Genomic DNA, 14,015 nt, shown 5'->3' on the forward strand with positions numbered 1-14,015 from the left:
AGATAATTCATTGTTTATTGTAGGTAACGGAGTCTCTGGTACTACAAAAAATGCCGTTGTAGTTTTAAACAATGGTAATGTGGGAATTGGGACTAATGCTCCACAGAGTGCTTTAGTAATAGAAAATAACTCTGCTGGTGATACTTATGATGATGTTAATTTGGTCACTTATTCAAATTCTGATTCTCCTTCATTTTTTATTAAAAGAGCTAGAGGAACTAAAAGTACAACGGCTAATTTGCAGAATAATGATTACATAGGTACCATTTGGGCTCAGCCTCAATTTAATGGTAATTTTGCAGGACAGGGAACAGGTTTTTTGTTTAGATACAAGGGTGATGGAACCAATAATTTATCACAGATCCGTTTTACAACTTCAGGTTCAGTAAAAATGGAATTATCGGAAAAAGGAAACTTAGGAATAGGCGGTATTGGTAACGGATTTGACCCTCAAGCGAAGTTACACGTAATACCAGGCTCTACCGAGCTCACTCCGGCAATTATAGAAGGGGTTCGTGATTATATAGATAATGCAGATGCTACAGCCGCTGGTCTTCCCGTTGGCAGTTTATATCGCACAGGTGATGTTTTGAAAATTGTTCATTAAATAATAAGCATTTATTCAGACTTGTCAAAGTTTTAAACCCTTGACAAGTTTTTTTTGGCTTTTAACAAGAGTGTTTGTCATTGACTTCGTCGAATCTTTGATTTCCGTAGGAATCTCTACAAAGACTGTTTAGATTCCTGCGGAATGACAAACATACTGCTGATAAGTGATTATTAAATGTAGCGTGATCCGTAACGAAAGGCTCAGTCATGAAAAAACCGGAACGTTCAAATTTTCCGGTTTTTTAATACAAATTTAAAAATGCTTTAAATTTAAGAGATTACTTATTTTAATTCCTTTAAAATAGCTTCGCCCACACTTTTTGCAGACTGAGGATTTTGTCCTGTGATCACTCTTTTGTCTGTCACAACATGATTTTGCCAAAGTCCTGATTTTTCAAATTTTGCGCCTCTTTCTTTTAATTGATCTTCCAAAAGGAAAGGAACAACATTTGTCAATTTTACTTCAGATTCTTCTTCATTGGTAAAAGCATTGATTTTTTTACCGTCTACTAAATACTTTCCGTTGTTCAGTTTAATATTCACCAAACCTGCAGGTCCGTGACAAACTGCTGCAACAATGCCTCCGTTTTCGTAAATTTTTGAAGCAATGGCAGATAATTCTGTGTTATCTGCAAAATCCCACATCGCACCGTGACCTCCTGCATAAAAAATGGTAGAATACTCATCCGGATTTACCTGCGAAGGCTTTAAAGAATGATCAATTTTATTTTTGTATTCTTTGTTTTCCCAAAATTCTTTATTTACCGGATCTTTCAAATCAAAACCATCAACCGGAGGAGTTCCGCCTTTCGGACTTACAAAATCAATTTCATAACCTGCTTTGTGCAGAACTTCCCAAGGATGCGAAACTTCTCCAAGATAATATCCTGTTTCTTCACCTGTATCACCTTTTTTGTCATGACTGGTAACGACAAATAAAATTTTCTTTTTCATATTCTTTGATTTTTTGGTTTGTGCCTGAAAAAATCCTATTGCGAAAATGGAGAGAATTAATAATGCTAATTTTTTCATATTAAATAATATTTGTTAAATAAATCTGTGGCTTTTCCTGCAACTTTTCATCAACCAAAGCTCCGAAAGCCTGAATGTAAGGCTGCTGATTGTGTTGCGCTAAACCTTCTTCGCTTTTCCAGATTTCGTAGAAAACAAACTGATTTTTATCTTCAATTCCCTGATGAAGCGTGTACAGCTCGTTGGCTTCCTCTTTTATTGTTTCTTTCACCATATTTTGAAGAACTTCCAACACTTCGGTTCTTTGCTCTTCTTTGGCTTTGATAATTGCGGTTAAATAAATTTTCATTAGACTAATTGTGGTTTTAATTCTTTTTCGAAAACGTTTTTTAAATGTTCTTTGTAGATTTTCATATCGCGCTCTACATGGGCATTTTTCTCTACATCGTGGAAGTGAAAACTTTCCATTTTTTCTAACGAAACAAAGGCGTTCATTCTATGAAATCCAAATAATGGTCCGTTATCGACACTTGTTTCATTGAAAAATTCTCCCGGAAGCGTAAAGGCTGTTTCCGGAGCATTCCAGCTTGTGGTAACCATATATTTTCTTCCGCCAAGCATTCCGCCAGTTCCGTAATTGATTTTTGGATTGTCGGAAGTTCTTCCGTCATTCATATAAATTCCTTTGGCGTGACCTGCCGTGAAAACTTCGTCAATATATTTTTTTAAACCGTTCGGTAGCTGGAACCACCAGATTGGAGTGTGGTAAATAATGTAATCTGCCCAAACGAATTTCTGAACCTCTTCATTTTTATCGTAACCTTCCCCAACATTTGTGATTTTTACGTCTATATTTTCAAAGTCTTTTAAAACTTCCAGAGTGCTGTCTGCAATGGTTTTATTATATTTTCCTCCTGAATGTCCGAAGTTTTGTCCACCGTTGATGATTAATACTTTTTTCATTGTTGTATGATTGTTTAAATTTTACTCTGCAAAGTTATGTTCGATTTTAACATAATAAAAATAATATAAATTATATAATTGTATCAGAATTATAATACATCAATTAGCTCTAATTAATTTGAAAAAATAAAAAGCTGCTCCACATTTAGTGAAACAGCCTTTGTTTATTGATTTTTTTAAGGAATTACTTAATTTCTTTTGAAGCTCTGATAATAACATCTGCAACCTCCTGAGGATGAGAAATAAATACAGCATGACTTCCTTTTATTTCTGTGATTTTCGCATTTCCTTTTTTATACATTTTTCTTTGGATAGAAGGCAGAATGGCTTCATCCTGAGTGGCTACAATTCCGTATGAAGGTTTTGTTTTCCAGGGAGCTTTGGTTACTTTGGCAGCTAATGCTGCAGCGGCAAAACGTCCTTGTGAAGCATACATAAAATCGGTTTGTGCTTTGGGAACATCTGCCGCAAATCCGTCATGGAATTTTTCTTTGTCATAATAAAGAATTCCTTTTTCGTCTGCAGGTAAAATACCATTCTTAGGAGATCCTGGTTCCGTTTTTGCCCAGTCAAGAGCCGACTCGCCTTCATCCAGCTGGAATGCTGCAAGATATACCAAGGCTGCTACTTTAGGATGGTCTCCGACTTCTGTTATAACGCTTCCGCCATAAGAATGACCCACAAGAATGGCAGGTCCGTCCTGTCTGTCGAGAGCTGCTTTGGTTGCTTCTACATCATCTTCCAGTGAGCTCAGCGGATTTTGTACAACAGTAACATTATAGCCTTTTTTGCTCAAAATGTCATAGACGCCTCTATATCCCGACCCGTCCACAAAAGCGCCATGTACCAGAACCACATTTTTAATCATTGGAGATTGAGCAGATACGGAGATTCCGCCTAACAACATAAAGAAAATGGATAAAATTGATCCGAACGATTTTAAAATTGATGTTTTTTTCATTGTATATAAATTTAAGATTAATAATTTCTAAATATGAATAAACAATTTCCATTTAATACATCGGCAGTTTTAATATAAAGATTTTACTGTCTCACTAATCCGGAAAGATAAACAGGCTCATTACCAAATTTACTTTACCATGCTTCCGTATCTGGAATTATTTACATGACAAAGGTAGGGTAGTGGTACTGCTGAAAAAAGAGTGAAAAGTTGATATTTATTGTACTTTTTTCTCTTGTTGGTTATTTTTCTTGAAAACGGCAGGAGTCAGTCCGGTTTTATTAGTAAATAATCTGTTGAAATAGGCAGGATCATCATATCCCAAATTGTAGGCAATTTCTTTAATTGTATACTTTGAATAACATAAGAGGCGCTTGGCTTCAAGCACAATCCGGTCTTTTATAATGTCGTTGGGAGAAGCTAAATTAAGCCGGTTGAATTTCGTTGAAAGTGTTTTAGGGGCCATATTTAAAAGATCAGCATAATCGGCGACACCATGTTTTTTACGGAAGTGGATCTCGACCAGACGGCTAAAATCTCTGAAAAACTCCATTTCTCTTGGAGGTTCGTCGTTAAGTTGTCCCAATTGTTGTTTTTTCCAGGCACGGGTAGCTCTTATAATAAGCTGTTTAAGGTAGGTTCGTATCATTTCTTCCTGGGAAGATTCTTTAGCTACAAGCTCATTTTTAATATGAAGGTATAAATTTTCCGTATAAAGACATTCTTCATCTGAAAGTTTCGTCTGAGGAAGATTGTAAATATTATTGAAAAGTATACCGTCACAAGCTACTTCCGCATCATGGATCTGAATGCAGTAAAAATCTCTGTTGTAATAAATGAAATGCACTTCCTGCAGTTTGGCATTATTAATTTTTACTTTTTGATGGTTACCTACAAAAAATAATGCCGGACCTTCAGTAATATATTCATCAAAATCTATGGTGATGTGGCAGGATTTCGGAAAGAAAAATATTCTTATATAATCATTGTATTCGTCAGTAGTGATCTCATCAATCGAGGTTTTGTCGATGATAAGATAGCCGAACATTTTATGATTGTACTCGTAATTACTGATGAATTTCATGGTTATCTGAATATAAGGTGCAGTTAATTAATTGTAAAACTGTTTAAAACGTTTAAAAAACTATAATCTCTTAAACAAATTTATACAAATAAAAATATATTGGTTGATTCATATAAATTATTTCAAGTATTAGAGCCCGTTTAAATTTACACAGGCACTAAATATTTTTAAAAATTTACTATATATTTAGATACCTAAAATTTATATATGTTAGAGAATTTCGAATTTTATCTTTTTTTGGTTCTCCTCATCACAATGCTCATTATGCTGGCGAAAAAAATTCAGGTTGCATATCCTGTTTTGCTTGTGTTGGCAGGGCTGTTAATAAGTTTTATTCCAGGTGTACCACCCATTAAAATAGAACCCGAATTAATATTTATCATTTTTTTACCACCATTGCTGTATGAAGCAGCCTGGTCAACGTCGTGGAAAGAGCTTTGGCGATGGCGTAGGATTATTTTCAGTTTTGCTTTCGTAGTCGTATTTTTCACCGCATTATCGGTTGCTGTTTTCGCTAATTATTTTATTCCCGGATTTTCTTTGGCCCTGGGTTTTTTATTGGGCGGAATTGTTTCTCCACCCGATGCAGTAAGCGCTGGAGCGATTTTGAAATTTGTAAGAGTTCCGAAAAGACTGGCCTCAATTCTCGAAGGCGAAAGTTTACTGAATGACGCTTCTTCTTTAATCATTTTCAGGTTCGCGATGATTGCTGCAGCAACCGGGCAATTTGTATGGCACGAAGCAGCGGGGAGTTTTGTGTGGATGTGTATTGGCGGTGTAGGAATCGGACTTGTAATCGCATATATTTTTATGAAAATGCACAAAATTTTGCCCACCGATTCAAATACAGATATTTTGCTGACTTTTATTGCGCCTTTCGCAATGTATCTGGCAGCAGAGCAACTTCATGCTTCCGGAATTCTGGCGGTGGTAAGTGGTGGGTTATTTCTTTCTTATCGCAGTCACGATTTTTTGAGCAGTGCATCCAGGATACGTACTGTAACGGTTTGGGAAAGTCTTTGTTTTTTGCTCAATGGGATTGTTTTCATGCTCATCGGTTTAGATTTGCCCGAAATTATTTCCGGCTTGGGTGATACTGATATTTATACTGCAATCGGTTATGGAATTGCGGTTACTGCAGTTCTGATTATTGTAAGAATTTTCGCAGGCTATGCAGCGGTGATCACGACTTTAATTATGAGAAATTTTATTACAGTTGCAGATGCACAATCTCCCGGTTGGCAGACTCCCATGATCATTGGTTGGACCGGAATGAGAGGCGTGGTTTCTTTGGCGGCAGCACTTTCAATTCCCTTGACTTTAGATGACGGAACTCCTTTCCCACAAAGAAATCTGATTCTTTTTATCACATTTGTTGTAATCCTTTCAACATTGCTTGTTCAGGGGCTTACACTTCCTTTTTTATTAAAGAAATTCCCACCGATCGACCGGGATTTTGTGAGAAGCGAAAAGGAAATAGATTACGAAATTCAGAACAGCCTTGCGCAAGTTGCGGTTGATAAAATTCGCAACGATTATGCTGAAAAAATAGAAAGTTTCCCGGCGTTGAAAGATCAATTACAAAAATATGAAAACCAATTGAGCAGTTCTGAAATCATTATTAATTACGCTGAATACCGAAATATTTATATCGATATTCTCGAAACCCAAAGAAGCTGGCTTATCCAGAAAAACCGCGAAGAACTTTTGTTAGATGAAGAAATCATTAGAAAACATCTTCGTTTACTTGATCTTCAGGAGGAAAGATTGAATATGAAAAGCTAAGAGCTTAAAAATCCGGAATTCGATCAAATAAAAATTGTCATAGTTTTTTAAATATTATTATTGTAATTAATTATTAATTTTGTATCAGAATATTGATAATTAATCATGGTGAATTTAGAATGGTACCGAACTTTTAAAGCAATTTATAAAACAGGAACCTTAACCGGGGCCGCAGAAACTTTATTTATTTCACAGCCCGGAGTGAGTCTGCATTTGGGTTCTTTGGAAGCATATGTCGGATACAAATTATTCGACAGAACGGGGCGGAAAATGGTTCCGACAGAACGTGGAAAAGTCTTATTCAATGCCATTTCGGAACCCCTCACAAAATTGGAAGATGTAGAGAAAAATTTTCAAAAATCTACAGAAAAACATACCCCGACCATCAGTGTGGGAATGTGTTTCGAAACTTTTCAGACGACTTTGGAGCAGTATGTTTCTACGTTACCGTTTAATCTGATTATCAGTTTTGGAGATTATCCCGAAATGCTGGATCAATTGGATAAGGGAATTTTAGATTTAATTATTACTCCCAAAAAAGGAGTTTCACCTAATATTCTACATGAAGCTTTTTCTTCCGAACAGATTATTTTGGTTGGTGGAAAAGATGTTGATACGGAAAGTTTTAATAAAGTTTTAAAAACAAAAGATGCTCAAAAAATTGAGGAATGGCTGAAACAGGAGAAATGGTATGGCACAACTGGCGACATGGAACATCTTTTTCAGTTCTGGATTTTAAATTTCGGGCATAAACCGAATTTCCGTCCGAATTATATTGTTCCAAATTTAAATTCAATCATCCGTTGTCTGAAAGGTGGAATTGGGTTGGCTGTTGTCCCTGATTTTTTATGTAAAAACGAAATTGAAAGCGGTGAGGTGAAATTAATTTGGGAAGGAAATCAAAAACTTGAAAATACCCTGTATTTCGGGTGCAGAAAGAAAACGAATTATCATGACGAAATTGCCCATATCAAAGGATTATTCAGAAAAATGATGAGCAAGAATGAGAAATTAGAAGCTAGAAATTAGTATTAAGATATTTCAATTGCCCTTCTTTGAAAGGGGTGATTTTGCAAAGCAAAAAGATGGGGTAGTTCATAATATAATAAGTCTAAATATATCTTAACTTTAAATTTGTGTAAAACTGGTAACCGAAAGTTTCACAATTTTATCGGAAATTTGTTTGACTAACTAAAAACAAAATATATGCAACAAAAAAAATATACAGGGCAACCTGTTATCACATTAAATAACGGAGTTGATATTCCGGCTTTAGGTTTCGGAGTTTGGCAGATGGAAAATATGCAGGAATGCGAAAATGCTGTTATCAAAGCGATCCAAACCGGTTACAGAATGATCGATACAGCTTCGATTTATCAAAATGAAACTGCAGTTGGAAATGCTGTGAAAAACAGTGGAATAGACAGAGAAGACTTGTTTGTAACTTCAAAATTATGGGTTCAGGATACTTCATATGACAAAGCCAAAAGTGCTTTTCAGAGAACTTTGGACAGATTACAGTTGGATTATCTGGATATGTATCTTATTCACTGGCCTTATGCAGATTTTTTGGGTGCCTGGAAAGCGATGGAAGAGCTTTATCATGAAGGAAAAATCAAGGCAATTGGCGTTTGTAATTTTACAGTTGAAAAACTGGAAGAATTAAAGGCAAATTCAAGCGTGCTTCCTGTGATTAATCAAATTGAACTACATCCTTTATTTCAACAAAAAGAGCTTCAGGTATATAACAGAGAAAATAATATTGTTACCCAACCTTGGAGCCCTCTTGGAAATGGAAACGCAGGTTTGTTGGATAATTCTGAATTAAAAAATATTGCATCAAAATATAACAAAACAGTGGCTCAGGTTATTTTAAGATGGCATTTGCAGGAAGGTTTCTGTGTGATTCCGAAATCGGTGACGCCTTCGAGGATTGAAGAAAATTTCAATGTTTTTGATTTTGAATTATCAGAGGATGAAATGAATGTGGTCCGTTCTTTAGATACCGGAAAAAGATTGTTTTTCGATCCGAAAAATCCGGAATGGGAACAGAAGATGTTGAATGCTGTGGCAGATATTTAATTTTAAAATTTCATAAATGATTAAAGAGCAGTAGTTTATTGCTCCTTTTTGTGATTTGATTTAAAAATATTTTTAACTTTACTTTCCAAACCATAAAAATTAATATCATGTCAAAAAAAGAAAAAAAATCGACGGAAAACGCTTTACCGGAATCTGTAAATGACCAGATTACAGACGCAGCACAACAATCTAATATTATAAATGTAGTTGAACATCCTGCATTCCCATACAGCCAGATTTATCTGAATGCAGGCCATTCTACGGGCATAATGTTTCAGAATTCTGTAAATAATCAAAATAATCAGAATATTTTGGATCAAGCCGCAAATAACCAAGGTATAATTCATATTTATAGCATCCCGACTATAGCTGCTGCTGGGGCACCTAAGTACAACTTCAGATTTCAGCCATCGTATGAAAAGGACAACAATCAATCCGATGATTAAAAAAATAAACAAATAAAAACTCCTTTCCAATCGAAAGGAGTTTTATTTTATAGAAAGTTAATTTATTTCGTTAAATCTAAACCGCCAAAATTACCCGAACTCATCATCAGAAAAACGCCATTAGTTTTATCTAAAGTTTCCCAATATGCATGAAGTTCTTGAGCATTGGTAAAGACTTTTAAATTTTCATTTTTAAACATTTCTTTGATCAGATCAGGAGAAATGGGTTTCATTCTTTTGATTTTTAAGGCATCTTCAGAATAAAAAATAATCGCTTCATGCAGGCCGTCCATTGCGTGATCGTATTGTTCCAAAAATACTGGATTTAAACTTGAATACGTGTGAAGCTCAAGAAAACCGTATTTTTTTTCGTTTTTAAATTGTTCGCAAAAAGCTTTTACAGCAGCTTTTACTTTGCTCGGAGCGTGTGCAAAATCTTTGTAAAGAATTCCTTTATCTTCTCTTTCTACTTTTTCAAGACGTTTTGAAGCTCCTTTGAAGCTCATGATGGCTTCATAGAAATCTTCATCCATAATTCCTAATGTATGGCAAATATGTCGTGCTCCTTCAAGATTTAACAAATTGTGCGCTCCAAAAACCGAAAGCGGAACATCGCCCATTTCTGTTTTTAAATGAACTTTTCCGTTAATGATTTCGTATTCAGGAGTTTTGTAAGGTATTTTTCTAAAATAATTTTCCGCTGCTTCCACTACTTTTACAACCTCTGCGTCTTCTTCGTTATAGACTAAAACGCCACCCGGAGTAATACTTGCCACGAATTTTCTGAACTGTTCGATATAATCATCAAATGTTTTGAAAACATTGATATGATCCCACGCAATTCCGCTCATCAAAGCGATATTCGGCTGATACAGTAAAAATTTTGAACGCAGATCGATAGGAGAGGATAGGTATTCGTCACCTTCCAACACCATAAAGTCATTGTCTTCTGTAAGCTTTACCATACAGTCGAAACCTTCAAGTTGTGCTCCAACCATGTAATCAACATCTTTTTGATGAAAATTCAAGACATGAAGAATCATCGAAGTAATTGTAGTTTTCCCGTGAGAACCTGCGATGACTACTCTGGTTTTATTTTTAGACTGTTCGTAAAGAAATTCAGGATAAGAATATATTTTTAAACCTAATTCCTTTGCTTTTGCCAGTTCAGGATTGTCCTGATGAGCATGCATTCCAAGGATTACGGCATCAATATCGGAACTGATTTTTTCAGGAAACCAACCCATTTCTTCGGGTAAAATTCCCTTCTTTTCCAGTCTTGATTTAGATGGCTCGAAAATAGCATCATCCGAACCTGTCACCTGATATCCTTTGTCTTTTAACGCAATTGCAAGATTATGCATGGCGCTTCCGCCGATTGCAATGAAATGGGTTTTCAAATTTATTGAGTATTTTTTACGTTTTTACTGATGATTTGTTGGAAAGCATCGACAACTTGATCCCAGTTTTTCTTATACTGAGGCATAATCATGCTTGCATCGGTTTTATTGGCACTGTTTTCACCATTTTTTACATTGATGGAAACTGCAATACGGTCGTATATTTTTTTATGATCTTCTGCAATGTGTCTGAAGTTATTCTGAGTAAGGATTTGGTTCAAATTCTTAATTTCGTCATCAGTAATTTTAAAACTTGTTTTGTTTTTCTTACCCTGTCCTTCATAAGAATAATGTGCATCATTTCCTTTGATCAAAAGGTTTTCGTAGATTGGCGCATAACCACCGCTTTTTGAATAGCTGATGTCAAAATCTGAGTACATTTTCTGACTGTTACATGAAATAGTAATCATGATGGCAAATAATATTGCTATTAAATTTTTCATAATGACTTTAAATTTTTTATGAATTGGGTTGTTCAGATTTTTTTGCTTTTATTTCTTCGTCATAAGTGTGCAAAACATTGAAGTCTTCAGTTTGTTCAATGGCAGTCATGATTTTTAGAAGAATCTGTTGCGCATTTTCATGATCGTAGTCGATGTCTAAAGGTTTTTTAAATTCCATTGTAGGTTTTACTCCGGTTACTTTTACACGAAGTCCTTTTTTATCAAACGCTCTTCTGAACCCGTTTATTTTAATAGGAATGACAATGGGGCGCTGATTTTTAATCAGTTTTGCCGTACCTTTTCTCCCTTGTGCAAAAGCAGCGGTTGTTCCCTGCGGAAAAGTAGCTACCCAGCCATTGTCTAAAGCTTTCATGATATTATCAATCTCACTTAGATCTACAAGTCGGTTCACATTTTTACCTTCGGCTCTCCATGTCCTTTTTACGGTTACCGCACCTGCAATTTTGAAGATTTTAGGAAGAATCCCTTTATTCATAGTTTCTTCTGCAGCAACATAGTAAAAATCAATTTTAGGATTGAGAAGATAAATTGGGTTTTTGATTGTATTTAAATAACCGTTGTTTACAGCGCAAAATGCGTGATACATGGCTGCAACATCGGCAAAATAAGTCTGATGATTGGATACAAAAAGTACATTAGAATCCGGAAGATCCACCAAATGTTCCGTTCCGGTAATTTTCAGCTTATTAAAACCATTGAATCTTCTGTAGGAAACGATCCCCAAAATGAAGATGATAAGCCTTTTTAAAAAATATGGAGTACCGAATGAATCGGTGAAAATGTTCTTTTTCGCCATTTTTTAATTAAACATAATATCTGCAAAGTTACATTTTTTTAATCAACTGACTGAATTCGCTGAGTATCATTGCTGTTGCTCCCCAAATGATATATCCGTTGAAATTGATGACAGGAACTTCTTTTCCTCCAGCACCAGGTAATGCCATTATTTCAGGTAAATCGGGAAGATTGAGAAATGATGTAATAGGAAATTCAATAACCTCTACAGCCTCACTTTCCTGCAAAATAAATTTAGGATTTCTTTTTGAATAAGAAATGTAAGGATAAACATAAAAATTACTCGGCGGAATGTAGATTGGAGACATCTCACGAATAATTCTCACGTAAGTTTTTTCTAGTCCTATTTCTTCAGAAGTTTCACGAATTGCGGTTTCGGCAAAATCTCTGTCAAATTCTTCGCGTTTTCCTCCGGGTAAAGATATTTGTCCACTGTGTCTGTCACGCTCGTTTTCTGTACGTTGAATGAGCGGGAAAAACCATTCGTTGTCTCTCAGGTATAAAACAATATTTACGGCTGCGAATTTTGGATTTTTTTCTAAAATCTGCTCGTGTGTGAAAACTGCACGGTAAGGCGGTGAGAAAACTCCATGAGCATTGGCACCCGCAAGCTGGGCTTTTTTGATTTTCTGTAATAGATCTTTTCCAAAACTTTCCATATCTCAAAATTACTAATATATCTTATAAAACGGAAGTGATGCTGATGTTAATTAAATATAATTTTTCTACATATTTTCTACCGTATTTATACGTATGATATAAGTAACTGATCCTGATGATACCGTAATACCAGAAACAGTTACGATTTAAACTGTATATGGTGATATTTGAAAATTACCCTTTTTTGATGGTTTTTAAGGTTAATGAGAGTTCTACATTTGTACCATTAATCAATAAAATTTTTACCATGAAAAAATTAGTAACAGGAGCATTCGTTGTTTTATCAGCAGGCTTCACTTATGCTCAAAACAGTGATAATAGTGTGACCCAAAGCGGAAATAATAATACTGCTGCAGTTACACAAGTAGGACTTCAGTCTTATGGTAACGAAAACGTTTCTACTCAGACAGGTACAGCAAATGCAGTAAATGTATATCAAAGAAGCAACAGTGCTCGTAATAAAGCAGAAACTACTCAAAGCGGAACTTTAAACGTGGCTAACGTATCACAAGGTCAAGGTTTTTCGGCAGGTGGAGTTGAGGTGGTTCAGGATCAGGACGGTTTGAGAAACCGTGCAACTGCGACACAGCAATTTTCGTATGGATCTAAGATCAACCAAACCCAGGACGGTAGTTTCAATACAGCTACTTCTACACAAGGTGGAGGAGATGTAAGATCTAATATTGTTCAAAATCAAGATGGTACCTTTAACACGGCTACAGCTTCTCAGAGTCAGGCAGGGTATACTCGTCCCGCTGGAGTATACAGTACAGCTAATGACATCAGTCAGATTCAGGATGGTAATTTGAATGTTGCTACAGCAACTCAGGTCGGATATCTAAGTGTTTTAGATCAAAATCAGGATGGAAACGCAAATAATGCTTCGTCAAGCCAAACAGGACCTAGACATACTGCTATTCAGAATCAGGAAGGAAATTTAAATACTGCTTCTAATACACAGACAGGAATCCACCAGACAGCAACCCAGAACCAAGATGGAAACCTAAACCGTGCAACTTCTGTACAATCAGGAAATGATCATACTTCAGGACAAACACAAAATGGTAATTTAAACCGTGCTACTTCATCGCAATCAGGAGGTTCTTCTTGGTTGGTGCAATCTCAGACAGGCAATGGCAACATAGGTTCTGTAAACCAATCCGGAGGAACATATAACGGTGCAATGCAGATGCAGAGTAGTAATAATAACAATGCATCAATCGATCAGGTAGGAAGCAGCAACGGAGCTGGTCAATATCAAACAGGATTGAGAAATATAGCAGAAACTGATCAAACAGGCGACAATAACTCATCAGATACAAACCAAAATGGTAATGATAACGAAGGTTATGTTGTACAAAATAATAATTACAACAAGGCAGAAATCGATCAGATAGGAAGTGATAACTATGCAAGCTCAACGCAAAGCGGAACTTCCAGCAGTACAGCCAACAGCAATAGTGTCAAAATGTATCAGGACGGAAGTGATAACAGATCTATCGGAGAGCAATCTATGGGAAGTAGCAACACTTTAGTTTCTAACCAATACGGAAGTTTCAATATTTCAGAAAGCGATCAAATCGGTAACAGCAACACTGCAAATATCAATCAAGGTTCAGCTGCTCTTGATGCAAGCAGTAATGAATCGGATGTTTTACAAAACGGTAATAGTAATGTTGTTACTGTAAATCAAATGACTAGCGGAAACTATCATACATCAAGCCAGATGGGTAGTGGAAATTCAATTGTAGTAAACCAATAATTGTAAGAACAGTCTCTTAATTATAATGTATA

15 protein-coding genes are annotated in these 14,015 nt (G+C 35.7%); 6 read left to right on the forward strand and 9 right to left on the reverse strand.

Translation table 11 applies throughout. The annotated features are described in order from the left end of the window. On the forward strand, positions 1–607 hold a 607-nt coding region (locus K0R77_RS17010; protein WP_300355181.1), incomplete at its 5' end, for a hypothetical protein. A 284-nt stretch (positions 608–891) separates the two neighbouring features. Here K0R77_RS17010 and K0R77_RS17015 read toward each other — a convergent pair. From K0R77_RS17015 to K0R77_RS17035, 5 genes are all read right to left on the reverse strand, one after another. Continuing rightward, complete coding sequence (locus K0R77_RS17015; RefSeq protein ID WP_300355184.1) at positions 892–1,563, reverse strand: type 1 glutamine amidotransferase domain-containing protein; 672 nt, start codon at positions 1,561–1,563, stop codon at positions 892–894. A gap of 79 nt (positions 1,564–1,642) precedes the next feature. Next, positions 1,643–1,930 carry a putative quinol monooxygenase gene (locus K0R77_RS17020; RefSeq protein WP_300355186.1) on the reverse strand — a complete coding sequence of 96 codons (288 nt, stop codon included), beginning with the start codon at positions 1,928–1,930 and terminating at the stop codon, positions 1,643–1,645. Further along, entirely contained in the window at positions 1,930–2,544 is a 615-nt protein-coding gene (locus K0R77_RS17025; protein WP_300355189.1) for an NAD(P)H-dependent oxidoreductase, read from the reverse strand. Before K0R77_RS17025 ends, K0R77_RS17020 begins: the two co-directional genes overlap by 1 nt. Positions 2,545–2,728: 184 nt before the next feature. Beyond that, entirely contained in the window at positions 2,729–3,505 is a 777-nt protein-coding gene (locus K0R77_RS17030) for an alpha/beta hydrolase (protein ID WP_300355192.1), read from the reverse strand. 217 nt (positions 3,506–3,722) lie between these two features. Continuing rightward, complete coding sequence (locus tag K0R77_RS17035) at positions 3,723–4,589, reverse strand: AraC family transcriptional regulator (protein ID WP_300355195.1); 867 nt, start codon at positions 4,587–4,589, stop codon at positions 3,723–3,725. A 207-nt stretch (positions 4,590–4,796) separates the two neighbouring features. On the opposite strand from K0R77_RS17035, the gene K0R77_RS17040 reads away from it, so the two are divergent. The 4 genes from K0R77_RS17040 (at position 4,797) to K0R77_RS17055 (ending at position 8,902) form a co-directional block, all read left to right on the forward strand. Next, entirely contained in the window at positions 4,797–6,374 is a 1,578-nt protein-coding gene (locus K0R77_RS17040) for a Na+/H+ antiporter (RefSeq protein WP_300355198.1), read from the forward strand. 105 nt (positions 6,375–6,479) lie between these two features. Then, entirely contained in the window at positions 6,480–7,403 is a 924-nt protein-coding gene (locus tag K0R77_RS17045; protein ID WP_300355201.1) for a LysR family transcriptional regulator, read from the forward strand. Between the two features lie 177 nt (positions 7,404–7,580). Further along, positions 7,581–8,456, forward strand: a complete 876-nt coding sequence (locus K0R77_RS17050; protein WP_300355204.1) for an aldo/keto reductase — start codon at positions 7,581–7,583, stop codon at positions 8,454–8,456. Positions 8,457–8,563: 107 nt separating this feature from the next. Then, positions 8,564–8,902, forward strand: a complete 339-nt coding sequence (locus K0R77_RS17055) for a RebB family R body protein (protein ID WP_300355206.1) — start codon at positions 8,564–8,566, stop codon at positions 8,900–8,902. Positions 8,903–8,964: 62 nt separating this feature from the next. Here K0R77_RS17055 and murC read toward each other — a convergent pair whose 3' ends face one another. The 4 genes from murC to K0R77_RS17075 are packed head-to-tail and all read right to left on the reverse strand — an operon-like array spanning position 8,965 to position 12,220. Next, positions 8,965–10,302, reverse strand: a complete 1,338-nt coding sequence (gene murC, locus K0R77_RS17060) for a Mur ligase family protein (RefSeq protein WP_300355208.1) — start codon at positions 10,300–10,302, stop codon at positions 8,965–8,967. 2 nt (positions 10,303–10,304) lie between these two features. Further along, complete coding sequence (locus K0R77_RS17065; RefSeq protein ID WP_300355211.1) at positions 10,305–10,745, reverse strand: hypothetical protein; 441 nt, start codon at positions 10,743–10,745, stop codon at positions 10,305–10,307. A 16-nt stretch (positions 10,746–10,761) separates the two neighbouring features. Then, positions 10,762–11,562, reverse strand: coding sequence for a 1-acyl-sn-glycerol-3-phosphate acyltransferase (locus K0R77_RS17070; protein WP_300355214.1), 801 nt, complete (start codon positions 11,560–11,562; stop codon positions 10,762–10,764). 28 nt (positions 11,563–11,590) lie between these two features. Continuing rightward, positions 11,591–12,220, reverse strand: coding sequence for a CoA pyrophosphatase (locus K0R77_RS17075; protein ID WP_300355217.1), 630 nt, complete (start codon positions 12,218–12,220; stop codon positions 11,591–11,593). Between the two features lie 248 nt (positions 12,221–12,468). Between K0R77_RS17075 and K0R77_RS17080 the strand changes: the two genes are divergently transcribed. Then, positions 12,469–13,983 carry a hypothetical protein gene (locus tag K0R77_RS17080; protein WP_300355220.1) on the forward strand — a complete coding sequence of 505 codons (1,515 nt, stop codon included), beginning with the start codon at positions 12,469–12,471 and terminating at the stop codon, positions 13,981–13,983. Positions 13,984–14,015 lie beyond the last annotated feature (32 nt).

It is taken from the genome of Chryseobacterium sp., from assembly GCF_029240215.1.
Classification (GTDB): domain Bacteria; phylum Bacteroidota; class Bacteroidia; order Flavobacteriales; family Weeksellaceae; genus Chryseobacterium.